Source organism: Alcanivorax sp., from assembly GCF_014762765.1.
Taxonomy (GTDB): Bacteria; Pseudomonadota; Gammaproteobacteria; order Pseudomonadales; family Alcanivoracaceae; genus Alcanivorax.
This window is the reverse complement of record NZ_JABURH010000180.1, coordinates 11,703-34,846: the sequence shown is the minus strand read 5'-3', so window position 1 is coordinate 34,846 and position 23,144 is coordinate 11,703. Positions and strand designations below refer to the sequence as shown.

The window sequence follows — 23,144 nt, the reverse complement described above, 5'->3', positions numbered from 1 at the left end:
TGCCCCTATGTAGTCCAACTGCCGCCACGCCTCATACAACGTTATTGCCACTGCATTGGCCAGATTGAGACTGCGGCTGTTGGCCACCATGGGCAGTCGCAGTTTTTGTGCGGGTGGCAGGCCGTTGAGAATGTCGGTGGGCAGGCCGCGGGTTTCCGGGCCGAACAGCAGCACATCTTCGTCGGCGAAAACCGCCTCGCTGTGTGGCTGGCTGGCCCGGGTGGTCAGGGCAAACAGGCGGCGGTCCGCCATGGCTTTCTGGAAAGCGGCAAAATCCGCATGCACGGAGAGGTGGGCCAGCTCGTTGTAGTCCAGTCCGGCCCGGCGAAGTTTCTTTTCTTCCAGGGAGAACCCAAGTGGCTCAATCAAATGCAGATGAGCCCCGGTGTTCGCGGCCAGGCGGATGATATTGCCTGTATTGGGCGGGATTTCCGGTTCGAACAGTGCGATATGAAGCATTTGTTTTTGCCTTGGTGGGCCGCTCATGGTACTGCTTGTTATCTGCGAAGGGAAAATAACAAGGCTGGTACCATGATACTGAAACACACGCTGTTTGCGTTGCTGTTTTTACTGGTTGCTTGTGGTGAAAAGAACGACAAGCCCGGAGAGATTCTGCACGTTGCTCCTTATACCTCCGCATGTATCGGTGCGGGGCCCATGGACTGCCTGCGGGTGCGCAGTGATGATGAGACCAACTTCCAGCTTTTCTATAATCATATTGACGGTTTCGAGTTCGAGCCCGGCCACAATTACACGCTGAGGGTGAAGATAGAAGAAGTGGCGTCACCGCCGGCGGATGGCAGCAGTTTGCGTTATACACTGCTGGAAGTGGTGAGCAAGGAAGCGGTCAACCCTTGAGGTATCCGAGGACCCTGCCGTGAAGTGTGTTTTTCATGCCCGCGACGGTATTGAGGCGCATATGCTGGCGGACCTGCTCGAGCAGGTCGGTATCATGGCCCAGGTGCAAGGCGACATGTTGCAGGGAGCTGTAGGGGAGCTGCCTGCAGCGGGCCTGGCGTCGGTGTGGGTGGCGGAAAGCGATGAGTCACGGGCCCGGGAGGTCATCGCTGATTTTGAGGCCAGCCAGCCGGCGGATAGTCCGCAAAGGCGGCCGGAGATGCAGCGGTCGTTTACCCGTGGTTTGTTACTGGGAATGGTGATTGGCGCCGTGGTGATGCTGGTGTTGCTGCGTTGAGAACAGTCAGCACAAAAAAGCCGGGCAGTGCCCGGCTTTTTTGTGTTCAGCATTGGCGGCGAGGATGCAATTCGCGCTGCGCATTGCATCCTGCAACCACTATTGCTTTACCGTCCGGCGCGCTTGCGCTCGGTTTCGGTGAGCAGCTTCTTGCGGATACGCAGGCAGTTCGGGGTCACTTCCACCAGTTCGTCATCTTCGATGAAGTCCAGCGCCTGCTCCAGGCTGAAGCGGATCGGCGGGGTCAGGACGATGTTTTCATCGGTGCCGGAGGCGCGCATGTTGGTGAGCTGCTTGCCTTTGGTGGGGTTGACCACCAGGTCGTTGCCGCGGCTGTGAATGCCGATGATCTGGCCTTCGTACACGTCCACGTTCGGGTCGATCAGCATGCGACCGCGTTCCTGCAGGTTGAACAGGGCGAAGCCCAGCACCTTGCCTTTCACCATGGACACCAGCACACCGTTGATGCGCTTGGCCATGTCGCCGGCCTTGAATTCACCGTAATGGCTGAAGGTGCTGTTGAGGATGCCGGTGCCGGACGTGAGAGTCAGGAACTGACTGCGGAAGCCGATCAGGCCGCGGCTGGGCACCAGGAATTCCAGGCGAACACGACCCTTGCCGTCCGGCTCCATGTTGGTCATTTCTGCGCGGCGCAGCCCCAGATGCTCCATGATGGCGCCCTGGTGTTGCTCTTCCACATCCGCAATCACGGTTTCGTAGGGTTCCTGCTTGACGCCATCCACTTCACGGATGATCACCTGGGGACGACCCACGGCCAGCTCGAAACCTTCGCGGCGCATGTTTTCGATGAGCACCGACAGGTGCAGTTCGCCACGGCCGGAAACGCGGAACTGGTCAGCGCTGCCGGTTTCTTCCACGCGCAGGGCCACGTTGTGCTTGAGTTCGGCTTCCAGGCGCTCGCGGATCTGGCGGCTGGTGACGAACTTGCCGTCCTGGCCGGCAAACGGCGAGGTGTTCACGTGGAAGAACATGCTCACGGTGGGCTCGTCCACGCTCAGCGGCGGCAGGGCTTCCACGCTGGCCGGATCACACAGGGTGTCGGAAATGTTCAGCGGGTCCAGGCCGGTGATGCAGACGATTTCGCCGGCGGAGGCGGTGGGCGCGTCGACCCGCTCCAGGCCGTGGTAACCCATGATGGTAAGAATCTTGCCGTTACGTACCTTGCCGTCGGCACCGATCACTTTCACCGGGCTGTTGGCCTTGATCTTGCCGCGCTTGACCCGGCCGATGCCGATGATGCCCAGGTAGCTGTTGTAGTCCAGGGAAGAGATCTGCATCTGGAAGGGGCCTTCCGCGTCCACGTTCGGGTAGTCCACCTTGTCGACAATGGTCTGCAGCAGCGGCGTCATGTCGTCGGCCATGTTGTCCGCTTCCAGACCGGCGATACCGTTCAGGGCGGAGGCGTAGATCACCGGGAAGTCGAGCTGCTCGTCGGTGGCGCCCAGGTTATCGAACAGGTCGAACACCTGATCCATGACCCAGTCCGGACGGGCGCCGGGACGGTCGATCTTGTTGATGACCACGATGGGCTTGAGGCCGGCGGCAAAGGCTTTCTGGGTGACGAAGCGGGTTTGCGGCATGGGGCCATCCACCGCGTCTACCAGCAGCAGTACACAATCCACCATGGACATGACCCGCTCTACCTCGCCACCAAAGTCGGCGTGGCCGGGGGTGTCGACGATATTGATGCGGTATTCATTCCACTGGATGGCGGTGTTCTTGGAGAGGATGGTGATGCCCCGTTCCTTCTCCAGATCATTGGAGTCCATTACCCGCTCAATATCGCCAGCGCGATCTCCCAGGGTGCCGGACTGTTGCAACAGCTTGTCCACCAGGGTGGTCTTGCCGTGGTCAACGTGGGCGATGATGGCGATATTGCGCAGACGTTCAATCACAGATGTAGCTCCGTTAAGAAATGGGCGGGATGGTGTTCATGCCTGATCTCGACCTGTACGCAGCCACGTAGTGGGCGTGAAAAGGGGTCTTGCATCCCGCGGGGGCGCGCATTATACCAGCGCTGCGCGCAGGTGATAGCCCGTCGGTCAGGCTTTCGCGTAACATTTGCGAATGTGAAAAGATTCAAAAATTCACGGTTGTTCCTGCGAGTCAGCTGCGGATCGCCTAGAATGGCGCAACCATTTTCCCGGAGAAGGGTCAGATCAACCGCTCCTCTCCGTTGCCGGTAATCGATATCCGGCGCTAACGCTTTTAAAATCAGGTTGTTATGATGCGAATCCCCTTGGTGCTGGTAGGGGCGCTGGTGCCTGCTGTGGCCCTGTCCGAGGTGCCACCGGCCAACAAGAGAATCTATGGTCTGCACGAAAGTGTGCATATCCGTGAACTGGGTATTACGGTGCCCGCGAAACTGGATACCGGTGCTGACTCCGCTTCCCTGAGCGCCCGTTACATAAAGACCTTTGAGCGTGACGGGGTGAAAATGGTTGAGTTTGATATAGCCATCGACAGGGATGACCGCGAGGAGTGGGGCATCAGCCAGAGTCAGTGGGATGATGTGGAGTTGCCTCTGGCCGGACATGTTCGGATCAAGCGCCGAGCAGAGAGTGTGCAGGATGGCGAGCGGGATTTCAGTCGCAGGCCGATGGTGACGCTGACGATATGCGTGGGCAATCGACGGCAACAGATTGATGTCAATCTGACCGATCGCAGCGAGTTTCGTTACCCGCTGTTGATCGGGGCTGATGCCCTGAAGGGCCTGGGAGCCCTGGTGGATCCGTCGCTGTCCCATTCTGTGGGCCAGCCACGCTGCCGGGAAGATCAAGAGGATACACTGACGATGGAGGCTGCCGGGGCGCAATAACATGGGGTCTGTCAAACTACAGGCACGGATTCTGGCCGTGTTTCTTTTGCTGCTGGGTGGCGGCAGTATCGCGTACCAGGTGCTGGTGCAGAAGGTGCCGTTGGCTCAGGACGAGAAAGACCCGGTGTGGGTGGTAGACGCTCAGGTCAGCTTTACTGCCAGGGCCAACAAGCCCATCAAGGTGCGCATGTTTGTGCCGCCCCAGGGGGCCGGTTACACCACTCTCAACGAAAGCTTTATCTCCAATAACTATGGCGTGAACGTCAATGTGGAGAAAGGCAATCGGCAGGTCACCTGGTCTGCCCGTCGTGCCGAAGGCAATCAATATCTGTACTACCGGTTGATGCTCACCCCCCGTTTTGCGGAAACCCGGGAGAATGAGCCAGGTCCTCAGTTCCGGCCGGCACCGGTGCTGGACGGCGCGGAAAAACTGGCTGCCGAGGCGCTGTTGCAGCCGATCCGTCAGCATTCTGCAGACGTTGAAACCTTTATTGGCGAAACCATCAAACGGGTAAATGAGCTGGAAAACGACAACGTCCAGTTGTTGCTCGGTGGTGATGTGAGCCCGGAAAACCGGGCCCAGGTGGTGGATCTGCTGCTGGCCATGTCTCACATTCCGGCCCAGCCAGTACATACCTTGCGACTGGTGGAAAGCCAGGAGCAACAACCTGAACTGTGGTTGCGGACCTATAATGGCAAGCGCTGGTTGTACTTCAATCCGCTGGATGGTCAGCAGGGTTTACCCGATGACCGACTGGTATGGTGGAGTGGCAGCGAGTCGTTGCTGAATATTGAAGGCGGACGCTCGGCGAACATGACCCTGAGTGTGCACCGCAATGAGATGAGTGCTTTACAGCTTGCGCGCTCTTTGCGGCTGCAGGATGCCAGCAGCTTTATCGACTTCTCCCTGTACGAGTTGCCGCTACCCTCCCAGCAGCTGTTCCGTATCCTGATGATGATTCCGGTGGGTGTGTTGCTGGTGTTGCTGATCCGCTCCTTGGTGGGTATGGAAACCCTGGGCACCTTTACGCCTGTGCTGATTGCCCTGGCATTCCGGGAAACCCAGGTGATCTGGGGGGTACTGCTGTTTACCTTTATTACAGCCATCGGTCTGTCGGTGCGTTCCTATCTTGAGCATTTAAAACTGCAGTTGCTGGCGCGCCTCTCTATTGTGCTTACCTTCGTGGTGATCCTGATGGCGGTAATCAGTCTGTTGGGTTACAAGCTTGGGATGTCTTCAGGGTTGTCTGTGGCACTGTTCCCCATGGTGATTCTCACCATGGTGATTGAACGTGTGTCTATCGTCTGGGAAGAGCGTGGCGGGAGCCAATCCCTGAAGGTGGCCCTGGGCACACTGGTGGCGGCGGTCTTGTGCCACTTGCTGATGGTATGGCAGCCACTCGTGTATTTTGTCTTTACCTTCCCGGGCGTATTGCTTTGTCTGGCAGCCGTGATGGTATTGATGGGCCATTACCGTGGCTACCGGCTCACCGAGCTGATGCGTTTCCGCGCCATGGTGGAGCGCTGACATGCTCTGGTCGAAGACCCGCAAAGCTCTGCGCGCCCGTGGCGTGATGGGCATCAATCAGCGCAACGGCGATTACATCCTCCGTTATAACAAGCGCAGCCTGTATCCGCTGGTGGACGACAAGCTTCAGACCAAGCAAATGGCGTTGGATGCAGGGATCCGGGTGCCCGAGCTGTATGGCGCGATTGCCACCGAGCAGGGCATCAGCACCTTGCACCGGGTGCTGGAAACCCATCGGGATTTCGTCATCAAGCCGGCCCAGGGGGCGGGTGGTGACGGTATCATGGTGATTGCCGATCGTTTCGAGGATTATTTTCGTTCTGCGTCCGGGCGTATCGTTACCACGGAAGAGCTGGAGCATCATGTTTCCGGCATCATTTCCGGTATTTATTCCCTGGGTGGGCACCGTGATCAGGCCCTGATCGAATACCGTGTACGTTCCACCGAGCTGTTCAATCGCATCAGTTTCGAGGGGGTGCCGGATATCCGCATTATCGTGCTGCAGGGCTACCCGGTGGCCGCCATGCTTCGTCTGCCTACACGTCAGTCCCAAGGCAAGGCCAATCTGCACCAGGGGGCTATTGGTGTGGGGCTGGACCTTTCCAGCGGTGTCACCCTGGGCGGAACCTGGCACAACCAGAAAATCGAGCGACATCCGGATACGGCCAATGCGGTAGCGGGGCTGACCGTGCCGGACTGGGAAGAGTGTCTGGAGCTTGCTGCTCGCTGCTACGACCTGACCGGTCTCGGTTATCTGGGCGTGGACCTGGTGATGGATCGAGAGTTTGGGCCGATGATGCTGGAGCTGAATGCTCGTCCCGGGCTGAACATCCAGATCGCCATGGATGATGGTCTGCTGCGCCGTTGCAGGATTATCGAGGACCACCTGGAAAGCCTTGGCAATACCCGGCGCCCGGCAGCGGAGCGTATTTCCTTTTCCAAAAAACATTTCGCGATAGCCGGGCCTGTTCCGCCTGGCGACTCAGCAACTGTCATTACTCCCTGATGCCCTGGCCGCGCTTTTCTCCCTCCCAGAGGAGGGTGATCAGCGGGTCGTCGGGGTCCCCCAGCACACTGTAGAAATGGTAGTCGGCGCGCAGACTGTTGCCGTCGTCGCGGAGATCCAGGGTCACCAGACCATGGCTGGCACGGGTGAAGCGCTGCTTGTCACTGGTTTGGCCCAGGTCATTGTTGATGCTGGCGGAACCGGAGATCAGTTGCCGGGTGCCCTGGTATTCGCCCTCGTCGGACAGGATGTGATCATGGCCGCCCAGTAACAGGTCGAGTCTGCCGATGAGCTTGCTGCGAAGATGCAACTGCATCATTTCGCCAGCGTTGCCGTGGGAGCCGGAGCTGATCATGGGGTGGTGGGAAAAAACAAGGCTGAAACGGCATTGCCGGCGTTGTGCGGTCGCCATGGCCTGAGTCAGCCAGGCGCCTTGACGGCGAAGGTAATACCATTTCTCGAACCAGGTGGTTTCCAGGCTGAAGGCACAGGCGTCTGGCCACTGTTCGAAATAGTAGTAGTGGGGGAAGTGGATCAGAGGGTGGCGTCGCGCCACCTCCAGCCAGGCTTCGGCATTTTGCTTCCAGTCGTGGTTGCCCAGCACCAGATAGACCGGAATGCCGGCCTCCAGCGCAGGGTTGAGCGGGGCAAAAAAACGGCTTTCCAGCATTGGGTCGTCCGGGCCGTTGATGCCGTCAGGGTAGACCAGATCGCCCAGATAGCGCACCTGATCACAGTCCAGCAGCACCAGCGCCCGGCCCACGGCCAGGGAAGGCGCGTTACCCCAGCCACCGTCGCCGATGATGCACAGGCGCTGCCCAGCCAGAGGTTCCCTGTGCATCAGCCAGGGGCCATGGGGGGTATGCCACCACCAGCCAAGGCTGGCGGCTGCAACAAGCAGGATTATCAGGCGCAGTAGCAGGCGCAGTCGCATGGGGGCTCGTTTCGTGGCGCGGTTGGGAAGCCCGATTGTGGCGTGTTGAGATGACCCCCGGGTGACGGCCGGGCCTGTGTGAAGGGTGCGTCAGCAGTGTGTGATTGCTATACTTCGCCGCCCATTTTTTAAGCGCCCATTAAGGCAGCAGGTTTTTTCACATGACGTCTTCTGTAACTGAGCCAACCCAACCGATCACGCGCCGCGCTATCGCTCTGGTGTCCGGCGGACTGGATTCCATGCTGGCCGTGAAGGTGATGCAGGAGCAGGGAATCGAGGTGGAAGGCGTGAATTTCTTCACCGGATTCTGCGTTGAGGGGCATACCCATGCCATCCGCAAGAAGGACCAGGACAAGGAAAAGCGCAACAACGCCCTTTGGGTGGCCGAGCAGCTGGGCATCAAGATGCACATCATTGATATCTCCGAAGAGTACAAGGATGTGGTGCTCAACCCCAAGCATGGTTATGGGGCCAACCTGAATCCCTGTCTGGACTGCAAGATTTTCATGGTCAATCAGGCCACTCTGATGATCAACAAGGCCCGTGAGTTTGCGGGTGATCGAGGCTTCGATTTCATTGTCACCGGGGAAGTGATCGGGCAGCGCCCCAAGAGTCAGCGCAAGGAAACCATGCCGATTATCAGTCAGGAATCCGGCGCCGACGATTTGTTGTTGCGCCCCCTGTGTGCCCGCAACCTGCCGGCAACCCTGCCGGAGCGCGAGGGGTGGGTAAACCGGGAGGAGCTGCACGACTTTTCCGGGCGAAGCCGCAAGCCGCAAATGGCCCTGGCCAAGAAGTTCGGGCTGGATGATTTTGCGCAGCCCGCCGGCGGTTGCTGCTTCCTTACCGACGAATCCTATTCCAACAAGCTGGCCGATCTGTGGAAGGCTCGCAATGAGCGCCGCTACGAGCTGGATGACATCATGCTGTTGAAAGTGGGCCGCCATCTGCGTCCACAGCCTCACTACAAGTTGATTATCAGTCGTGAGGAAGGGGAAAACCGTTTTCTGGAAGGCTACCGTTACCAGTTCACCAGCATTACAACCATTAGCTGTCCGGGGCCTTTGGCGTTGGTGGATGGGAATTTCCAGAGTGATGAAGAGCTGGAGCAGGCTGCGGCGATTGTTGCCCGCTATTCCAAGGGGCGCTCCCTCGATGAGGTCGTTCTGGAAGTGCGCAGCCCGGATGGTGTGGCCCGCCAGGTTACCGTGGCGCCGATTCGTCCGGATGCGGTGCCGTCAGCTTGGAATGTGGGGTAAAGGCAGCTGTTAGCTGCTGGCTGCGAGGAAAAAAGTGCTGCTGGGGTTGTGCTTCGTTTGGGGTGCGGCACCATCTTTAGAAGCTAGAACCCAAGGATCCCTGATGACCGAAGCCCTTCACGAACTGGATGTGCGCCGTATGTTGTGCCCCATGCCGGTGATCAAAACTCAGAACAAGGTGCGAACCCTGGCCACAGGAGACTGCCTGCGGGTAGTGTGTACCGATCCCGGCGCGTTGAATGATATCCCTGCCTGGTGCCGGATCAATGGTCACGAAGTATTGGAAACCGGTGAGGCTGGCAACGAGGTTTTTGTGGTCCTGCGAGTGGGCGAGGACAACGGCGCACTATTTTAGTGCGCATTAATGGTGCATTGCACCACTATAATGCACTATAGGTGTGCGCTTTTTCACTGGATTCTGTGTTTGAGCGTCAAATGCGCTAAAAAAGGGCTGGCATGGAACTTGCCTCCCTATTGGCAAAGCAGGCCTGGTGGCCGAGAATACCGGCTCTCTGTTCTGCCCTGATGCGGGGCGGGGCGATTGAGCCAGAGACAAACCCGCTGTTCCTTAGGAGGACGCACGACAATGTCTGAAAAGACCCTCAAGCTGATTAAAGAAAATGATGTGAAATGGGTGGACCTGCGCTTCACCGATAGCCGTGGTAAGGAGCAGCACGTAACCCTCCCCGTGGGCGAAATCGACGAAGATTTCTTCCAGGACGGCAAAATGTTCGATGGTTCTTCCATTGCCGGCTGGAAAGGCATCAACGAGTCCGACATGGTGATGATGCCGGACGACGAGTCTGCCGTACTGGACCCGTTCACTGATGTGGCGACCGTCAACCTGCGCTGTGACATCCTCGAGCCGTCCACCATGCAGGGTTATGAGCGTGATCCGCGCTCCGTTGCCCGTCGTGCCGAGGAATACCTGAAGTCTACCGGTATTGCTGACACCGCACTGTTCGGTCCGGAGCCGGAATTCTTCGTGTTTGATTCCGTGCAGTGGAAATCCGACATGCAGGGTTCCATGTACAACATCCATTCCGAAGAAGCTGCGTGGGTGTCCCACGAAGACTTCGAAGGTGGCAACATCGGTCACCGTCCGGGCGTGAAAGGCGGCTACTTCCCGGTTCCGCCGGTAGACAGCCTGCACGACCTGCGTGGCGCGATGTGTTCCGCCATGGAGCAGATGGGTCTGCAGATCGAAGTTCATCACCACGAAGTGGGTACTGCGGGCCAGTGTGAAATCGGCGTTGGCGCCAACACCCTGACCGCCAAGGCTGACGAAGTACAGATCCTCAAGTACTGCGTGCACAACGTGGCTCACGCCTACGGCAAAACTGCCACCTTTATGCCCAAGCCGCTGATCGGTGATAACGGTTCAGGCATGCACGTTCACGTGTCCCTGGGTAAAGATGGCAAGAACCTGTTCGCCGGTGACGGCTATGCTGGCCTGTCCGACGAAGCCCTGTACTTCATCGGCGGTATCATCAAGCACGCTCGCGCCCTGAACGCCTTCACCAACGGTTCCACCAACTCCTACAAGCGTCTGGTGCCCGGTTTCGAAGCCCCGGTAATGCTGGCCTACTCTGCCCGCAACCGTTCCGCTTCCATCCGTATTCCGTTCGTGAGCAGCGCCAAGGCTCGTCGTATCGAGGCGCGTTTCCCTGATCCGTCTGCGAACCCGTACCTGTGCTTCGCGGCCTTGCTGATGGCTGGTCTGGACGGTATCAAGAACAAGCTGCACCCTGGCGATGCCATGGATAAGGATCTCTACGATCTGCCGGCAGAAGAAGCCAAGGATATCCCGACTGTGGCGCATACCCTGACCATGGCGCTGGATTGCCTGGAAGAAGACATGGACTTCCTGACCGAAGGTGATGTGTTCTCCAAGGATATGCTGCAGGGCTACATCGACCTGAAGCGTGGTGAGATCGAGCGTCTCAACATGACTCCGCACCCGGTCGAGTTCGACATGTACTACTCCTGCTAATTTCCTTCGGGACATTCGCAGAAAGAGAGCCCCCGCCAGCCGGGGGCTTTTTTTTGTCTGTGCTATTCTGAATTAACCGCCAATTTGTGCATTTGGCACTTTCCTGCGCCCGGTGGTCGGGTGAGAATCAGGGGAAGTCCATGGGAGGCGATAATGACTAAAACAGGAATGCTGCTGGCCAGTCTGCTTGTCTGCTCTGGCGGACTTCACGCAGAGACAGGTGTCGATGCTGAAGAGGAGATGACAACGGGCTCCGCGAAAATATATCGATCAGTCGATAAGAATGGCAACGTGATTTTCAGTGATCAGCCCCCGGGGGATGGTGGCGCCTCTGAAGAGGTGCATCTGCGTACCCCCAATGCTGTGCCTATGGAAAAGGTCAAATTGCCACAGGTTGACCCGCAGGTCGCGGAAAAAGAACAGTTTCAGGGGTATCTTTCTCTGGTGATCACCAGCCCTGAGCCGGAAAGTACCATTCGTAATCCGCAGGAGCCGGTGCCGGTGGTCGTGGATCTGAAGCCATCCCTTCAGGGTGAGGATCGTCTGGTTCTGTTTGATAATGGGGAGGCACAGCCCGGGATGGAGCTGAATACCGTGATTCGGGGTACCCACTCCCTGGTGGTGAAGGTGGTGAGTGCGGATGATGAGGTATTGATCAGCTCGGAGCCGGTGCAGGTCTATGTGCATCGCAGCACGGTGCAGAATTTCCAGAACAAGCCGGGCAATGGGAATGGGGGTAGCAGAGACCCCAATACCATCGGTGATCCGGCGAGACTTGGAAGCTCTGCCAAGACGGGGGAGACGGCGTCATCGGGCAAGCCCGCAGGTGCGGGCGATGAGGCGGGCCGGGGAAAGCCGGCTCGCCCCGCCCAGCAACGCCCCGTTCTGACTCCTCGATAATGCACCATAAGTGTGCGCACCTTTCCTGAATCCCGCTACACTCATCATCATGGGGCTGTATTCTCCGCTGTGACGACCTGAAGCCGTGCATCTGTGGCGTCAGCAGAGGTGGCCTGATAATTGCTTATGCCCTGTTATGGGCCAACAGTTGATGGGTGGTGTCACCTTGCACAAACGTTTACTCGATCACCTGCGCACTGCAGTGGTCATGCTGGATCACAATCTGCAGGTCCGCTATCTGAATCCGGCGGCAGAGATGCTGCTGGCGACCAGTGTAAGCCGTGCCATGGGGCAGCCGCTTCCCGACTATTTTTTTGATGACGAGGAAGCCCGTGACGCCCTGCGCCAGTGCATCCAGGATGAGCATCCTTTTACACGCCGGGAAGCCCGTCTGGCAGTAGCCCCTGGTTATGAAATAACCGTGGATTATTCGGTCAGTCCGATCAATGAACCCGGCCAGACGCTGAGTCTTTTGATGGAAATGCAGCCGCTGGATCGGCTGTTGCGCATCACTCGGGAGGAGGCGTTGATCCATGCGCATCAGGCCACTCGGGCTCTGGTGCGTGGGGTGGCACATGAAATCAAGAATCCTCTGGGTGGTATCCGGGGGGCGGCACAGTTACTTGAACGAGCGCTGCCAGATCCTGATCTGACCGAATATACCAAGGTCATTATTGATGAGGCGGACCGTCTGCGCACGGTGGCGGATCGCATGTTGGGCCCGCGAAAACCGCCGGAATTCAAGGCGGTAAATGTCCACGAGTGCCTGGAGCATGTTCGTCAATTGCTGCTGGCGGAACATCCTCAGGGAGTGGCGATCTGGCGTGATTACGATATCAGCCTGCCAGATGTGATCGCCGACCGGGATCAGATGATACAGGTGTTGCTCAATATTATTCGCAACGCCACCCAGGCCCTGCTGGAGTCACATACCGAGGATGCCCGCATCATCATGCGCACCCGGGTATTGCGCCAGTTCACCATTGGTTCTCTGCGTCACCGTCTGGTGTTGCGGGTGGATATTATCGACAACGGCCCGGGTATTGCTCCGGATGTGCAGGAGACCCTGTTCTATCCCATGGTCAGTGGCCGGGCCAGTGGTACCGGGCTGGGATTGTCCATTGCCCAGTCCATTATTAGCCAGCATCAGGGGTTGATTGAGTGCGAGAGCACACCGGGCAAGACCGTTTTCAGTATTTTGCTGCCAATGGAGCAGCCGGAAGTAACGGAGAGTGAACAGCCATGAGTGCCTACGCAGCCGTGAGCAACGATAACATTGAAACACCAGGGAGAGGCCGGTCATGAGCGTAACTGTATGGGTAGTCGATGATGACCGTTCCATTCGCTGGGTGCTGGAAAAGGCATTGGGCCAGGAAGGCTATGCGGTGACCTGTTTTGAGGATGGCGATGAGGCCCTCAATACCCTGGAAGAGGGGGGGCAGGAGCCGGAGGTGTTGATCAGTGATGTGCGTATGCCGGGTACCGATGGGCTACGCATGCTGAAGATTCTGCAGCGCAAGAACCCGGATTTGCCGGTGATCATCATGACGGCTCATTCGGATCTGGATTCGGCGGTGGCGTCCTACCAGGGTGGGGCTTTTGAATATTTGCCCAAGCCGTTTGATGTGGATGAGGCGGTGGCACTGGTGCGCCGTGCCATCAAGCATCGGGAAGAGTCTCGTGGCGAGCAGCCTGAGGCGGTGGAGGAAGAAACCACCGAGATCATCGGTGAAGCGCCGGCCATGCAAGAGGTGTTTCGCGCTATCGGGCGGCTCAGTCATTCCAATGTGACGGTATTGATCAATGGCCAGTCCGGCACCGGTAAGGAGCTGGTAGCGCGGGCTTTGCATAGCCATTCCATGCGTCGGGAAAAGAATTTTGTGGCGCTGAACATGGCGGCCATCCCCAAGGATCTGATCGAATCCGAGCTTTTTGGGCATGAAAAAGGTGCTTTCACCGGTGCCAACAACCAGCGTGTGGGTCGTTTCGAGCAGGCCAATGGCGGCACCCTGTTTCTCGATGAAATCGGTGATATGCCGCTGGAAGCACAGACCCGACTCCTGCGGGTGTTGCAGGAAAGTGAGTTCTATCGCGTTGGTGGAACTACGCCGATCCATGTTGATGTGCGTATTATTGCGGCTACCCACCAGGATCTGGAGCGGCTGGTAAAGGATGGGGACTTCCGTGAGGATCTGTTCCATCGTCTCAACGTCATTCGTATTCATATTCCGCGTCTGGCCGAGCGACGTGAAGATATTCCTCGTCTGGCCAACTACTTCCTGCAGCGTGCGGGGAATGAGCTGGGTGTGGAGCCCAAGGTGCTGCACAAGGACACGGAAAAATACCTGGCCGCCCAGGGCTGGCCGGGTAACGTACGGCAACTGGAAAACACCTGTCGCTGGCTGACGGTAATGGCCTCCGGCCGAGAAGTACTGGTGGATGATTTACCCCCGGAACTGAAAGAAGCCGGTGCCGCCAAGGGCGCCGATGTGACCGGCGACTGGCTCAAGTCCCTGCGCAACTGGGCCGATCGGGCCTTGTCACAGGGTGAGCGCAGCATCCTCGAACAGGCCGTTCCGGGTTTCGAGCGCACCATGATCGACGTGGCCCTGCAGCACACCGGCGGCCGCAAACGCGATGCCGCTGCTCTGCTGGGCTGGGGGCGCAACACCCTCACCCGCAAGATCAAGGAGCTGGATATGGAAGGCCAGTTGAGTGGTGGGGAGGAGGATTGAAAGGCAATTGATAATTGAGAATGGATAATTGATAACTCGCGAGAAAGGATATCAAAGCCTGAAACGCAAGAGGCCGCGACTATGGTTTAGTCGCGGCCTCTTGCGTTCAAAGATAGCAAAACGCCAACCCGCGTCGTTATCAATTATCCATTCTCAATTATCAATTCACTCGCGAAGTCCATCCGCCATCAACCGCTCAATTTTCCATCCCCCGTCTTCGTGCCAGTCGCTCACCACCCGATAGCTGTCGGCGTTGTCGGGCATGACGTTCTGTCCGCCCCAGGCGAAGGCGGTGAAGGTGACGCGGGCGTGGCGCTGGGTAACCGGATCCAAATCAATGTTGATCTGGGTGATTGCCAGTTGGCGTTTCGGGTAGCGCAGGAAGGTTCCCATCAGCAGGCGGCGTACCTCGTTCCGTTGCAGGGTGTGGCTGCCACGCTGAATCTCTGCCGGGTCGGTGAGTGCGTCCATCACCGACCCGGTATCGCCAGCCTCGATAGCCGCCTCAAGATTCTCCAGGGCGTCCAGGATGGCCTGCTCCGGTGGGGTTTTGCTGCAGCCTGCCAGCAACAGTTGCAGGGTAATCACCAGCAGGTATTCTGAGGTCTTTCTGCAGATAAGTGCAGCTCTCATGGCGTTATTTCCCTTGCCGGACAGTTATCGGCAGTCTCTGGTATCAGTGGGTCAGGGGCACCAGCTTTACGTGGAAGAAAGCGGTAATCCGGACGGCGTGCCAGTGGTCGTGCTGCATGGTGGCCCCGGTGGCGGTTGTTCGCCGTTCATGCGCCGTTTTTTTGATCCCCGGCGGTTCCGCATTATTCTCTTCGATCAGCGAGGTAGCGGTCAAAGCCGCCCCTTCGCTTCCATTCAGGACAATACCACCGCGCATCTGGTTGCCGACCTTGAGTGCCTGCGAAAAGCCATGAGGGTAGAGCGGTGGCGGCTGTTCGGTGGATCCTGGGGGGTCTCCCTGGCCCTGGCCTATCTGGCAGCGTACCCGCAGCGAGTCGCCGGCATGGTGTTGCGGGGCATATTTCTCTGTCGGCAGCAGGATCGGGACTGGCTCTATGCACCCGGTGGGGCGGCTCGATTATTTCCTGAACAGTGGGCGTTATTTCAGCAACAGGCGCCGCCTGGTGAAGGTGATCTGCTGCAGCGTTACCATAATGGTTTGCAGGGAGAGCGTGCTCGCTACCATGCCCGTAACTGGTGTAACTGGGAGTCAGCCCTGGCATTAACGTCGGTATTGCCGCCCGGCGAAGCCAGTGATGACGAGTTGTGCATGGCCATGCAGGAAACCCATTATTTTCTCAACGACGCTTTCCTGTCCTCGCCGTTGCTGGAGGCCTGTGCGGGCATGACCCTACCTGTGGAAATTGTTCACGGCACCCGGGACTTTGTCTGCCCGGCGGATCAGGCACTCGCCCTGCATCAGGTATTGCCCGGCAGCCGGCTGCACTGGGTGGAGGGTGGCAGCCATTCATCCTCCGACCCACTGATTGCCAAGGCGTTGGTGAATGCGATGAAGCGACTGGAAAAGAGGATTGACGATTGAAAGTGTTGTTGCAGCGTGTCAGCGAGGCCTCGGTGACGGTATCCGGCGACTGTGTCGGTCGCATTGGCAAAGGCCTGCTTTTGCTGGTCGGGATCGAGGTCGGTGACGATGAGGCGACGGTGGCGCGAATGGCGGAAAGGACAGTGGGTTACCGGGTGTTCGCCGACAGCGATGACAAGATGAACCTGGATGTGCGTGATATTGATGGAGAAATTCTTGCCATATCCCAATTCACCTTGGCGGCGGATACCCGAAAGGGCCGTCGGCCCAGTTTCAGCAAGGCGGCCCCGCCGGTGCATGGAAAACAGCTATATGAATGCTACTTGCGGGAACTTGAGAGGCAGAATATTCCGGTGAGAAGCGGCGTGTTTGGTGCGGATATGCAGGTACAGCTGGTCAATGATGGGCCCGTCACATTTCTTCTTGGTGCGTGACAGCGGTTTTGCAATTGTATTGCAAAGGTTCTCGCCTTGTTTATGATGAAGTCAGTTGCCTGATTGCGGGTGACGGGGAGAGCACTGAGCAGCATCGCTGCAACAGGGTTGCCAAGTACAGCCTGGTGCTGTGAAGTATCCCCAGGGACGATATATAAAAACTTGGAGGTATCTCAGAATGAAAAAGACGCTTATTGCTGCCACTCTGCTCGGCGCTTCAACTTCTGCCATGGCTGTAGCACCGGGTGGTCCCGGCTGTGGCTGGGGTAACATGCTGTTCGAAGGCAATTCCGGTCTGCCCATGCACCTGCTGGCGACCATCGTGAACGGCACCTCCGGCAACGCCACTTTCGGTATGACCACCGGCACCAACGGCTGTGATACCAACGGCTCCCTGACCTACAGTGGCCAGAGCCTGCTCGGCATGACCGGTGTCATGGAAGAAGTGGCTCAGGATATGGCAACCGGTGAAGGCGAAGCCCTGACTGCACTGTCCGTATCCATGGGTATCGAAGCAGGTGATCGTGCCCGTTTCAACGCTGCCATGCATGAAAACTTCGCTGTTATCTTCCCGCACCAGGATGTAACCGCCGAAGAAGTAATGGCCAGCATCACCGAGGTAATGAAGCAGGACGAGAGCCTGTCCAAGTACCTGGCGTAAACGGTTAGCCGCGTTTACTGACGAGCCCCGCCCAACGGCGGGGCTTTGCTTGTCTGATCTGGAACTGCAGATGCAGGTCTGAACTTTTCCCGCCCGAATCACGGATAATACCGGATGCGCACTGGACTGCTTTGTGTGCTGCTGTGCTGGATTGCCCCGGCGTTGGCCGCGAACTTCCCCCTCTCCCTGGTCGATCTTGCCGCTTCGTCACGATGGCAGGCACTCATGCATGTGAATCCCGGCGCCACCCTGCGCGACCGGGGGCGCAGTTATATCGACGACGATAATTATTTTCTGGCGGATAATGGCAAGGATGATGTGCTTGCCGAGTTGCGAGCAACGGTGGCTGCGCTTGAGCCGGCGCAAGCCCCGGAGCGCTGCCGCTTCCCGGCCCGATATCGTTTCCTGGCCGAGCATTTAAACTGGCAGGAGGATGCACCGTTTGCCCATTGCGAAGAGTACTCCGAATGGCGCTCTGCGGTGCAGGCCAGCCGGGCAGTACTGGTTTTTCCTGCGGCGTATCTGAACAGCCCGTCGTCCATGTTTGGACATACCTTGCTGCGCCTGGATCAGGGTGAAGACAGTGCGGTGTGGTTGTCCTGGGCGGTGAATTTCGGGGCAGTGTCCAGTGAGGCCGATAATTCCCTGTTTTATATCTATCGTGGGTTGGCTGGCGGCTATCCTGGCCGTTTTGCCCTGGTGCCCTATGTGCAAAAAATTCAGGAATATTCCCACATGGAAAATCGCGACATGTGGGAGTACACCCTGGACCTGGATCAGCAGGAAATTGACTGGTTGATCGAGCATCTGTGGGAACTGAAAGACATCAATTTCGATTACTACTTTTTTGACGAAAACTGCTCCTTCCGTCTGCTGGAGCTGGTGGAGGTGGCACGCCCGGATTCGCAACTTCTCACGGAACTGCGGTTTGCCGAAGTGCCGGTGAATACGGTCCGCGCCCTGGATGATCGAGATCTGATTCGCGAGCGTCACTACCGGCCCTCCAAGGCTGTAGAGCTGGATAACCTGCGCCGCCAGATGACAGCACGCCAGCAGCAGCTGGCCCGCGATCTTGCAGATGATCCCGGCCTGCTGGAATCGAAAGAGTTTCAGCGGGCCGGGGTGCAGCAGCAGGCGCTGATGGTGACCACCGCCTACCGCTATCTGCGGCTGGTCAATCGCAAAGGGGCCAGGGACCCGGAAGCAGCCAAGGATTCCTTTACGTTACTGACGGAGATGAACCGGCTGCCGAAAGTGGATGTGCCGGAAACCGTGGACCCCGAGCCGCCGGAGTCCGGCCATGGTACCCAGATGCTGGCCCTGGCCGGTGGCCAGCGTGAGGCGAATCAGGATTTTGGCGAGCTGAGCTATCGCCTGACGTACCACAACCTGCTGGATAACGGTTACGGATTCCTGCGCGGGGCCCAGATTGAAGGGCTGGGATTGACAATGCGTAGCACGGAATCCGGCGATCCCAGGCTGGAGGAGCTGGATGTGGTGAGCATTCGCTCGCTGTCCCCCCGCAATCGCTTCAGCAAGCCGTTGAGCTGGTATGTGGAGGGTGGCCTGGAGAGGGCCTGGGCGGGTCGCCGCAGGCTGGTCCGCTATGTTCAGGGCGGTGCGGGTGGCAGCTGGGCCATGGGCAACTGGCAGCCCTACCTGTTAACCAGTCTGCGAATGGAAAATAATAGCGACTTCGATACCTTCCTCACCCCCGGGGCCGGGCTGGATGCCGGCCTGCTCTACCAGCGTGGGCGCTGGCAGTGGCAACTGGGTAGTGTGGGGCATTACTTCACCAACGATACCTATCGACATACCTCCGAGCTTGCCGTGCATTGGGCCTTTGCCCGACAGCATGGGCTGCGGGCATCGCTGAGCCGGGAAGGCTGGCGCGGGGATGGCGATAACGAGTTCAAACTGCAATGGCGATGGTACTTCGACTGATCCTGCTGACCGGGCTGGCCACGGCGCTGGCCGGCTGCAGCAAACTGTTCTTCTATCCCATGGAGCCCTGGGTACAAAACCCGGAAAACCAGGGGCTCAGCTACGAGGATGTGGTGTTGATCCATCCGCGCGGACTGCGCCTGCATGGCTGGTGGCTGCCGGCAGCCGGTAATGGTCATGTACGCGGCACTGTGTATTTTCTCCACGGTAATGCCCAGAACATCAGCACCCATCTGGCCAGTGTGCAATGGCTGCCAGAGCAGGGGTATAACGTCTTTCTCCTTGATTACCGTGGGTATGGTTTGTCAGAGGGTAAGCCGACACTACCGGCAGTGTTCGACGATGTGCAACTGGGGCTGGACTGGTTGCGCAATGCCAAGGGAGCCGAAGGCCCGCTGACGGTGTTTGGACAGAGTCTGGGTGGCGCCATGGCAACGACGGTGCTGGGCGATACCGAGAATCAGGGCGCGGCAGACTGCGTGGTGCTGGAGGCGGCCTTTGCCAGTTATCGCGGTATTACCAGCGACGTAATGAAAGGCAGCTGGCTGTTGTGGCCGCTGCGCTGGCTTGTGGTGCCGACTATGCCTGCCACAGACCTGGATCCTGAGTCCCGAATTGCCGGGGTGGCGCCGACCCCCCTGCTGGTCATGCACAGCGAAGACGATCCAATTATTCCCTATGACCACGGCAAGCGGTTGTTTGCCGCCGCGGGCGAGCCGAAAACGTTTCAGCGCTTGCGCGGTGGACATATCGAAAGCACCCGGGATCCTGCTGTACAGCAGCGGATTGTGAACTTCCTGCAGAGCAATGGCTGTGCCGCACCGTCACCAACGCCACCGGCCCATGATGACGGCATGGATGGCATGGCTCCGTTACCGTTGCCGCCTGCGCCAACCGGGAATAATGGCTACCGTTTTTGATTAACACAGAATGCCGCATGCCCGACGCTGCAGAGAGCTGGAAAAACGTGTGGGAAGCGATGCTTGGCGAAGAGAGTCGCCCCGGCGGTTATTCACGATGCAAGCCAAGCATCGCTTCCCACAAAAGAATGGAGCGCCCGACCTGTGTCAGGCGTCAGGAGATTCCTGCTGCTTCTGCTTTTCCCGACGAATCAGCCGTGCGGCCAGCAGACCAACCTCGAACAGGAACCACATGGGTAGCGCCAGCAGGGTCTGGCTGATGATGTCGGGGGGAGTCAGCAGCATGCCCACCACAAAACACCCCACCACCACATAGGCGCGGGCGGCGGCCAGTTTTTCCACTGTCGTTGCCCCGGTGCTCACCAGCAGCACGATGGCGATGGGTAATTCAAAGGCCAGCCCGAATGCCAGGAACAGGGCCAGGACAAAATCCAGATAGCTGCTGATGTCCGTGGTCACCGCCACCCCTTCCGGGGCGATAGCAGTAAAGAACTGGAACATCAGCGGAAACACCACGAAATAGGCGAAGGCAGCGCCGGCGTAGAACAGCAGTACGCTGCTGCCCAGCAGGGGCACTGCCAGGCGCTTTTCATGCCGGTACAGGCCGGGAGCCACAAAAGCCCAGGCCTGATGAAGAATAAAGGGCATGGCCACGAAGATGCTCAGGTACAGGGTCAGTTTGAAGGGCGCCAGGAACGGGGAGGCGACGCCGGTGGCGATCATGCTGGTGCCTTCCGGCATGGCCTGCATCAGCGGCTTGGCCACCAGGGTGTACAGCTCCCGGGAAAAGTAGAACAGCCCCAGAAACACCACGAAAATCGCGGCCATGGCCTTGAGTAGCCGATTACGAAGCTCCAGCAGATGAGCGATCAATGGCTGGCCGGAATCGTTGCTGGCATCATTCATGGCGCGGGGGTTCCTGGGGATTTTCGCGGTCGTCGCCAGGGTCGGCCTGTTTGTCCCTGGGGCTGCGTGCCTTGGCGATCTGCTCCGGGCTGAGCAGACTTTCCCTGGCTTCGCGGATACTGTCTTCGTCCAGGCCCATTTGCCGCATCTGCTTTTCCATGCGCTCGCGCATGTCCTGGGTTACCGCTTCGCGTTCCAGTTCGTTTTTCAGATGATTGAAGGTGGAGCGGGCACGACCGACCCATTGACCCAGGGTCCGGGCCACCGTGGGCAGGCGTTCCGGGCCGAGTACTACCAGGCCGATGATGAAAATCAGGGTCAGTTCGGCGAAGCCGATATCGAACATGGAAACCTCTTAACGGGGCCAGGGAAAGGCGGAGCCAGATCAGGCCTGGTCTTTTTCCTTGTCCTTCTCGGTTTTCTGCCCGCTGGTGTCCTTGTCGTCATCGGCAAGACGCTTCTGGTCCTGCTCTTCCTCGCCGTCTTTCATGGCGTTCTTGAAGCCTTTGACCGCGCCACCCAGGTCGCCGCCCATGTTGCGCAGTTTCTTGGTGCCGAACAACAGGACCACGATGGCCAGAAGGATCAGTAACTGCCAAATGCTGATGCCGGAAAACATGCTGTTTCTCTCCGATAGATAGGGCGCTGATAGTCAGGGCGTGTCAGTGCTTGCTGCCGCGCGCCGCTTTTTCGTCATGGCCGGACAGGCCGAAGCGACGCTCCAGTTCTGCCAGCACCTTGTCCGGGTGTTCTCCCAGTTTGGCCAACATGACCAGACTATGGAACCACAAATCCGCGGTTTCGCTGATCAGGGCGTCGGTTTTGCCGCTGACCTCCGCGTCGCGGGCCGCGAGAATGGTTTCCACCGCTTCCTCGCCCACTTTCTCCAGGATCTTGTTCAGCCCCTTGGCGTACAGGCTGGCCACGTAGGAGCTGTCCGGGTCGGCGCCCTTGCGGGACTCAAGCACCTGGTGGAGCTGGCTGAGTATATCTGACATAGCGTTTGCACTTTCTTTATGGTTGGCGCCTGCGGCGAGCGCCGACGGATTATCCGATGTGCCGCGGTGCGGTGCCACAGTCTAGCGCCGCCAGCTCCAGCTCACCAGCAGCACAGCGACAGCGGCCAGCGGCCAGCTGACATGGGGTGTTGCCAGCCAGATGGCAGTACCGGCGCAGCCCAGCCCCGCCAGGCCGGCAAACAGCTTGTGACGGTGGCGAAGCAAGGCCTGTTCGAAGCGGGCTTCCAGTCGATCCTGCTGGTAGGGCAGTTCGCGCAGGCTTTCCAGGCCGTCGCGCAGCAAATCGGGCATCTCCGGTAGCTGGGCGGTCCATTCCGGCATGCGATTCTGCAGCTTTTTCAGTGTGGCGCTGGGGCCGTATTCCGCCAGCATCCAGGCTTCCAGCAGAGGCCGGCCGGTGCTCCAGATATCCAGTTGCGGGTAGATGCTGCGCCCCAGGCCTTCGATATGTACCAGTGTCTTCATCAGCAGGATGTATTGCACCGGCATTTCGATCTGGTAGTGCCGCGCCATATCGAACAGCTTCATCACCAGCGGCGCGAATTCCAGCTGGTCCAGTTGGGCGGACCGCACCGGCTCGACAATGTCGATGACGGCCCGTTCAAAACGGGGACGGTCGATGGGGGCGGTATTCCAGCCGGCGCGAATCACCGCATCCACCAGGGCGCTGTAATCCTCGCGCATCACGGCCAGCACCATGCGGCCCAGCACGTTCAGGTCTTCCTTCGACAGCCGCCCGGCGATGGCTGCATCCACGGCCATGTATTGCGGGGATTCCGGGTGTTCCGGGTTGACGAAGATGTTGCCCGGGTGCATGTCCGCGTGGAAAAAATTGAAACGGAATACCTGGGAAAAGAAGATCTCCACGCCCCGTTCTGCCAGCACCTTGGGATCAATGCCGGCGGCCTTGATGCGCTCGATATCATTCACCGGGATGCCATGGATGCGATCCATGATGATCACGGTGGGGCTGGACAGCTCCAGATGAATGGCCGGGATATGCAGCAGCGGGCTGAACAGGAAATGCCGGCGCATGGTTTCGCTGTTGCGCGCTTCGGCGGCCAGGTCCAGTTCGCCAAGGATGATGTCCCGGTAGTCCTGTACCACCCGGGCCGGGCGGAAGTAACGGGCATCGCGCCACAGTCGTTCCAGCCAGCGGGCGCCGAAGGCCATGACTTTCAGGTCCCGTTGCACCACCGGAAGAATGGTAGGGCGCAGCACCTTGGCCACTACCTGCTGGCCGTTATGCAGGGTGGCGGCATGGACCTGGGCCACGGAGGCCGCGGCCATGGGCGTGCTGTCAAAGTCGCGGAAGA

Annotated in this window: 25 protein-coding genes; 16 read left to right on the top strand and 9 right to left on the bottom strand. The window is 58.7% G+C overall.

All coding sequences use genetic code 11. The features are described 5' to 3' along the window. Positions 1-459 (bottom strand): tRNA (cytidine(34)-2'-O)-methyltransferase (locus tag HUJ17_RS13480; protein WP_290511178.1); only part of this gene is annotated, 459 nt, incomplete at its 3' end. 72 nt (positions 460-531) lie between these two features. Between HUJ17_RS13480 and HUJ17_RS13475 the strand changes: the two genes are divergently transcribed. Together HUJ17_RS13475 and HUJ17_RS13470 are read left to right on the top strand one after the other, a co-directional pair. Then, positions 532-858 (top strand): DUF4377 domain-containing protein, encoded by a 327-nt coding sequence (locus tag HUJ17_RS13475; RefSeq protein ID WP_290511177.1) that lies wholly within the window; start codon positions 532-534, stop codon positions 856-858. A gap of 19 nt (positions 859-877) precedes the next feature. Further along, complete coding sequence (locus tag HUJ17_RS13470) at positions 878-1,195, top strand: DUF2007 domain-containing protein (protein ID WP_290511176.1); 318 nt, start codon at positions 878-880, stop codon at positions 1,193-1,195. Positions 1,196-1,302: 107 nt separating this feature from the next. Here HUJ17_RS13470 and typA read toward each other — a convergent pair whose 3' ends face one another. Further along, on the bottom strand, positions 1,303-3,111 hold the full coding sequence (gene typA / locus HUJ17_RS13465) for a translational GTPase TypA (RefSeq protein WP_290511175.1): 1,809 nt from the start codon (positions 3,109-3,111) through the stop codon (positions 1,303-1,305). Positions 3,112-3,440: 329 nt separating this feature from the next. Here typA and HUJ17_RS13460 point away from each other — a divergent pair, with 329 nt between their 5' ends. From HUJ17_RS13460 to HUJ17_RS13450, 3 genes are read left to right on the top strand one after another with little or no spacing between them, the layout of a single operon-like run. After that, on the top strand, positions 3,441-4,034 hold the full coding sequence (locus HUJ17_RS13460; RefSeq protein ID WP_290511174.1) for a RimK/LysX family protein: 594 nt from the start codon (positions 3,441-3,443) through the stop codon (positions 4,032-4,034). A 1-nt stretch (position 4,035) separates the two neighbouring features. Then, positions 4,036-5,562: an inactive transglutaminase family protein gene (locus tag HUJ17_RS13455; protein WP_290511173.1), complete on the top strand. Its 1,527-nt coding sequence runs from the start codon at positions 4,036-4,038 to the stop codon at positions 5,560-5,562. Position 5,563: 1 nt separating this feature from the next. Beyond that, positions 5,564-6,568: an alpha-L-glutamate ligase-like protein gene (locus tag HUJ17_RS13450; RefSeq protein ID WP_290511172.1), complete on the top strand. Its 1,005-nt coding sequence runs from the start codon at positions 5,564-5,566 to the stop codon at positions 6,566-6,568. Here HUJ17_RS13450 and HUJ17_RS13445 read toward each other — a convergent pair. After that, positions 6,558-7,502: a metallophosphoesterase gene (locus tag HUJ17_RS13445; protein ID WP_290511171.1), complete on the bottom strand. Its 945-nt coding sequence runs from the start codon at positions 7,500-7,502 to the stop codon at positions 6,558-6,560. The two genes, HUJ17_RS13450 and HUJ17_RS13445, sit on opposite strands and share 11 nt — an antisense overlap. Positions 7,503-7,663: 161 nt before the next feature. On the opposite strand from HUJ17_RS13445, the gene HUJ17_RS13440 reads away from it, so the two are divergent. The 6 genes from HUJ17_RS13440 (at position 7,664) to glnG (ending at position 14,389) form a co-directional block, all read left to right on the top strand. Further along, a complete protein-coding gene (locus HUJ17_RS13440; protein WP_290511170.1) occupies positions 7,664-8,761 on the top strand; it encodes a tRNA (5-methylaminomethyl-2-thiouridylate)-methyltransferase in 1,098 nt (365 codons plus the stop codon). Between the two features lie 103 nt (positions 8,762-8,864). After that, on the top strand, positions 8,865-9,116 hold the full coding sequence (locus HUJ17_RS13435) for a sulfurtransferase TusA family protein (protein WP_062815996.1): 252 nt from the start codon (positions 8,865-8,867) through the stop codon (positions 9,114-9,116). Between the two features lie 231 nt (positions 9,117-9,347). Beyond that, on the top strand, positions 9,348-10,754 hold the full coding sequence (gene glnA / locus HUJ17_RS13430; RefSeq protein ID WP_290511169.1) for a glutamate--ammonia ligase: 1,407 nt from the start codon (positions 9,348-9,350) through the stop codon (positions 10,752-10,754). Between the two features lie 153 nt (positions 10,755-10,907). After that, entirely contained in the window at positions 10,908-11,654 is a 747-nt protein-coding gene (locus HUJ17_RS13425; RefSeq protein WP_290511168.1) for a DUF4124 domain-containing protein, read from the top strand. A 136-nt stretch (positions 11,655-11,790) separates the two neighbouring features. Beyond that, entirely contained in the window at positions 11,791-12,900 is a 1,110-nt protein-coding gene (gene glnL / locus HUJ17_RS13420) for a nitrogen regulation protein NR(II) (RefSeq protein WP_290511167.1), read from the top strand. Between the two features lie 55 nt (positions 12,901-12,955). Further along, entirely contained in the window at positions 12,956-14,389 is a 1,434-nt protein-coding gene (gene glnG, locus HUJ17_RS13415; protein WP_290511166.1) for a nitrogen regulation protein NR(I), read from the top strand. Positions 14,390-14,554: 165 nt separating this feature from the next. On the opposite strand, the gene HUJ17_RS13410 is transcribed toward glnG, so the two are convergent. After that, positions 14,555-15,022 (bottom strand): nuclear transport factor 2 family protein, encoded by a 468-nt coding sequence (locus HUJ17_RS13410; protein ID WP_290511165.1) that lies wholly within the window; start codon positions 15,020-15,022, stop codon positions 14,555-14,557. Here HUJ17_RS13410 and pip point away from each other — a divergent pair. From pip to HUJ17_RS13385, 5 genes are all read left to right on the top strand, one after another. Continuing rightward, complete coding sequence (pip, locus tag HUJ17_RS13405; protein ID WP_290511164.1) at positions 15,021-15,944, top strand: prolyl aminopeptidase; 924 nt, start codon at positions 15,021-15,023, stop codon at positions 15,942-15,944. The two genes, HUJ17_RS13410 and pip, sit on opposite strands and share 2 nt — an antisense overlap. Beyond that, the gene (dtd, locus tag HUJ17_RS13400) at positions 15,941-16,378 is read left to right on the top strand and encodes a D-aminoacyl-tRNA deacylase (RefSeq protein WP_290511163.1); all 438 of its coding nucleotides are present in this window, start codon (positions 15,941-15,943) and stop codon (positions 16,376-16,378) included. Before pip ends, dtd begins: the two co-directional genes overlap by 4 nt. Positions 16,379-16,556: 178 nt before the next feature. Continuing rightward, on the top strand, positions 16,557-17,039 hold the full coding sequence (locus HUJ17_RS13395) for a DUF3015 domain-containing protein (RefSeq protein WP_290511162.1): 483 nt from the start codon (positions 16,557-16,559) through the stop codon (positions 17,037-17,039). A gap of 114 nt (positions 17,040-17,153) precedes the next feature. Further along, positions 17,154-18,983 carry a DUF4105 domain-containing protein gene (locus HUJ17_RS13390; protein ID WP_290511161.1) on the top strand — a complete coding sequence of 610 codons (1,830 nt, stop codon included), beginning with the start codon at positions 17,154-17,156 and terminating at the stop codon, positions 18,981-18,983. Then, positions 18,962-19,903, top strand: coding sequence for an alpha/beta hydrolase (locus tag HUJ17_RS13385; RefSeq protein ID WP_290511160.1), 942 nt, complete (start codon positions 18,962-18,964; stop codon positions 19,901-19,903). Before HUJ17_RS13390 ends, HUJ17_RS13385 begins: the two co-directional genes overlap by 22 nt. A gap of 147 nt (positions 19,904-20,050) precedes the next feature. Here HUJ17_RS13385 and tatC read toward each other — a convergent pair whose 3' ends face one another. The 5 genes from tatC to HUJ17_RS13360 form a co-directional block, all read right to left on the bottom strand. Further along, the gene (tatC, locus tag HUJ17_RS13380) at positions 20,051-20,809 is read right to left on the bottom strand and encodes a twin-arginine translocase subunit TatC (RefSeq protein WP_290511159.1); all 759 of its coding nucleotides are present in this window, start codon (positions 20,807-20,809) and stop codon (positions 20,051-20,053) included. Then, positions 20,802-21,155: a Sec-independent protein translocase protein TatB gene (gene tatB / locus HUJ17_RS13375; RefSeq protein WP_290511158.1), complete on the bottom strand. Its 354-nt coding sequence runs from the start codon at positions 21,153-21,155 to the stop codon at positions 20,802-20,804. The genes tatC and tatB overlap by 8 nt, the downstream gene beginning before the upstream one ends. Positions 21,156-21,194: 39 nt before the next feature. After that, the gene (gene tatA / locus HUJ17_RS13370; RefSeq protein ID WP_062815692.1) at positions 21,195-21,428 is read right to left on the bottom strand and encodes a Sec-independent protein translocase subunit TatA; all 234 of its coding nucleotides are present in this window, start codon (positions 21,426-21,428) and stop codon (positions 21,195-21,197) included. 43 nt (positions 21,429-21,471) lie between these two features. Then, positions 21,472-21,807 (bottom strand): phosphoribosyl-ATP diphosphatase, encoded by a 336-nt coding sequence (locus tag HUJ17_RS13365; RefSeq protein WP_062815693.1) that lies wholly within the window; start codon positions 21,805-21,807, stop codon positions 21,472-21,474. Between the two features lie 81 nt (positions 21,808-21,888). Beyond that, a partial coding sequence (locus HUJ17_RS13360) for an AarF/UbiB family protein (RefSeq protein ID WP_290511157.1) occupies positions 21,889-23,144 on the bottom strand: 1,256 nt, incomplete at its 5' end.

Coding starts and splice junctions, on each gene's coding strand:
- HUJ17_RS13385 (WP_290511160.1), top strand. CDS start 18,962: ATGGCGATGGTACTTCGACTGATCCTGCTGACCGGGCTGGCCACGGCG.
- tatC (WP_290511159.1), bottom strand. CDS start 20,809: ATGAATGATGCCAGCAACGATTCCGGCCAGCCATTGATCGCTCATCTG.
- tatB (WP_290511158.1), bottom strand. CDS start 21,155: ATGTTCGATATCGGCTTCGCCGAACTGACCCTGATTTTCATCATCGGC.
- tatA (WP_062815692.1), bottom strand. CDS start 21,428: ATGTTTTCCGGCATCAGCATTTGGCAGTTACTGATCCTTCTGGCCATC.
- HUJ17_RS13450 (WP_290511172.1), top strand. CDS start 5,564: ATGCTCTGGTCGAAGACCCGCAAAGCTCTGCGCGCCCGTGGCGTGATG.
- glnG (WP_290511166.1), top strand. CDS start 12,956: ATGAGCGTAACTGTATGGGTAGTCGATGATGACCGTTCCATTCGCTGG.
- HUJ17_RS13460 (WP_290511174.1), top strand. CDS start 3,441: ATGATGCGAATCCCCTTGGTGCTGGTAGGGGCGCTGGTGCCTGCTGTG.
- glnL (WP_290511167.1), top strand. CDS start 11,791: ATGGGCCAACAGTTGATGGGTGGTGTCACCTTGCACAAACGTTTACTC.
- HUJ17_RS13455 (WP_290511173.1), top strand. CDS start 4,036: ATGGGGTCTGTCAAACTACAGGCACGGATTCTGGCCGTGTTTCTTTTG.
- pip (WP_290511164.1), top strand. CDS start 15,021: ATGGCGTTATTTCCCTTGCCGGACAGTTATCGGCAGTCTCTGGTATCA.
- HUJ17_RS13475 (WP_290511177.1), top strand. CDS start 532: ATGATACTGAAACACACGCTGTTTGCGTTGCTGTTTTTACTGGTTGCT.
- HUJ17_RS13410 (WP_290511165.1), bottom strand. CDS start 15,022: ATGAGAGCTGCACTTATCTGCAGAAAGACCTCAGAATACCTGCTGGTG.
- glnA (WP_290511169.1), top strand. CDS start 9,348: ATGTCTGAAAAGACCCTCAAGCTGATTAAAGAAAATGATGTGAAATGG.
- HUJ17_RS13445 (WP_290511171.1), bottom strand. CDS start 7,502: ATGCGACTGCGCCTGCTACTGCGCCTGATAATCCTGCTTGTTGCAGCC.
- HUJ17_RS13435 (WP_062815996.1), top strand. CDS start 8,865: ATGACCGAAGCCCTTCACGAACTGGATGTGCGCCGTATGTTGTGCCCC.
- HUJ17_RS13390 (WP_290511161.1), top strand. CDS start 17,154: ATGCGCACTGGACTGCTTTGTGTGCTGCTGTGCTGGATTGCCCCGGCG.
- HUJ17_RS13395 (WP_290511162.1), top strand. CDS start 16,557: ATGAAAAAGACGCTTATTGCTGCCACTCTGCTCGGCGCTTCAACTTCT.
- HUJ17_RS13425 (WP_290511168.1), top strand. CDS start 10,908: ATGACTAAAACAGGAATGCTGCTGGCCAGTCTGCTTGTCTGCTCTGGC.
- HUJ17_RS13365 (WP_062815693.1), bottom strand. CDS start 21,807: ATGTCAGATATACTCAGCCAGCTCCACCAGGTGCTTGAGTCCCGCAAG.
- HUJ17_RS13440 (WP_290511170.1), top strand. CDS start 7,664: ATGACGTCTTCTGTAACTGAGCCAACCCAACCGATCACGCGCCGCGCT.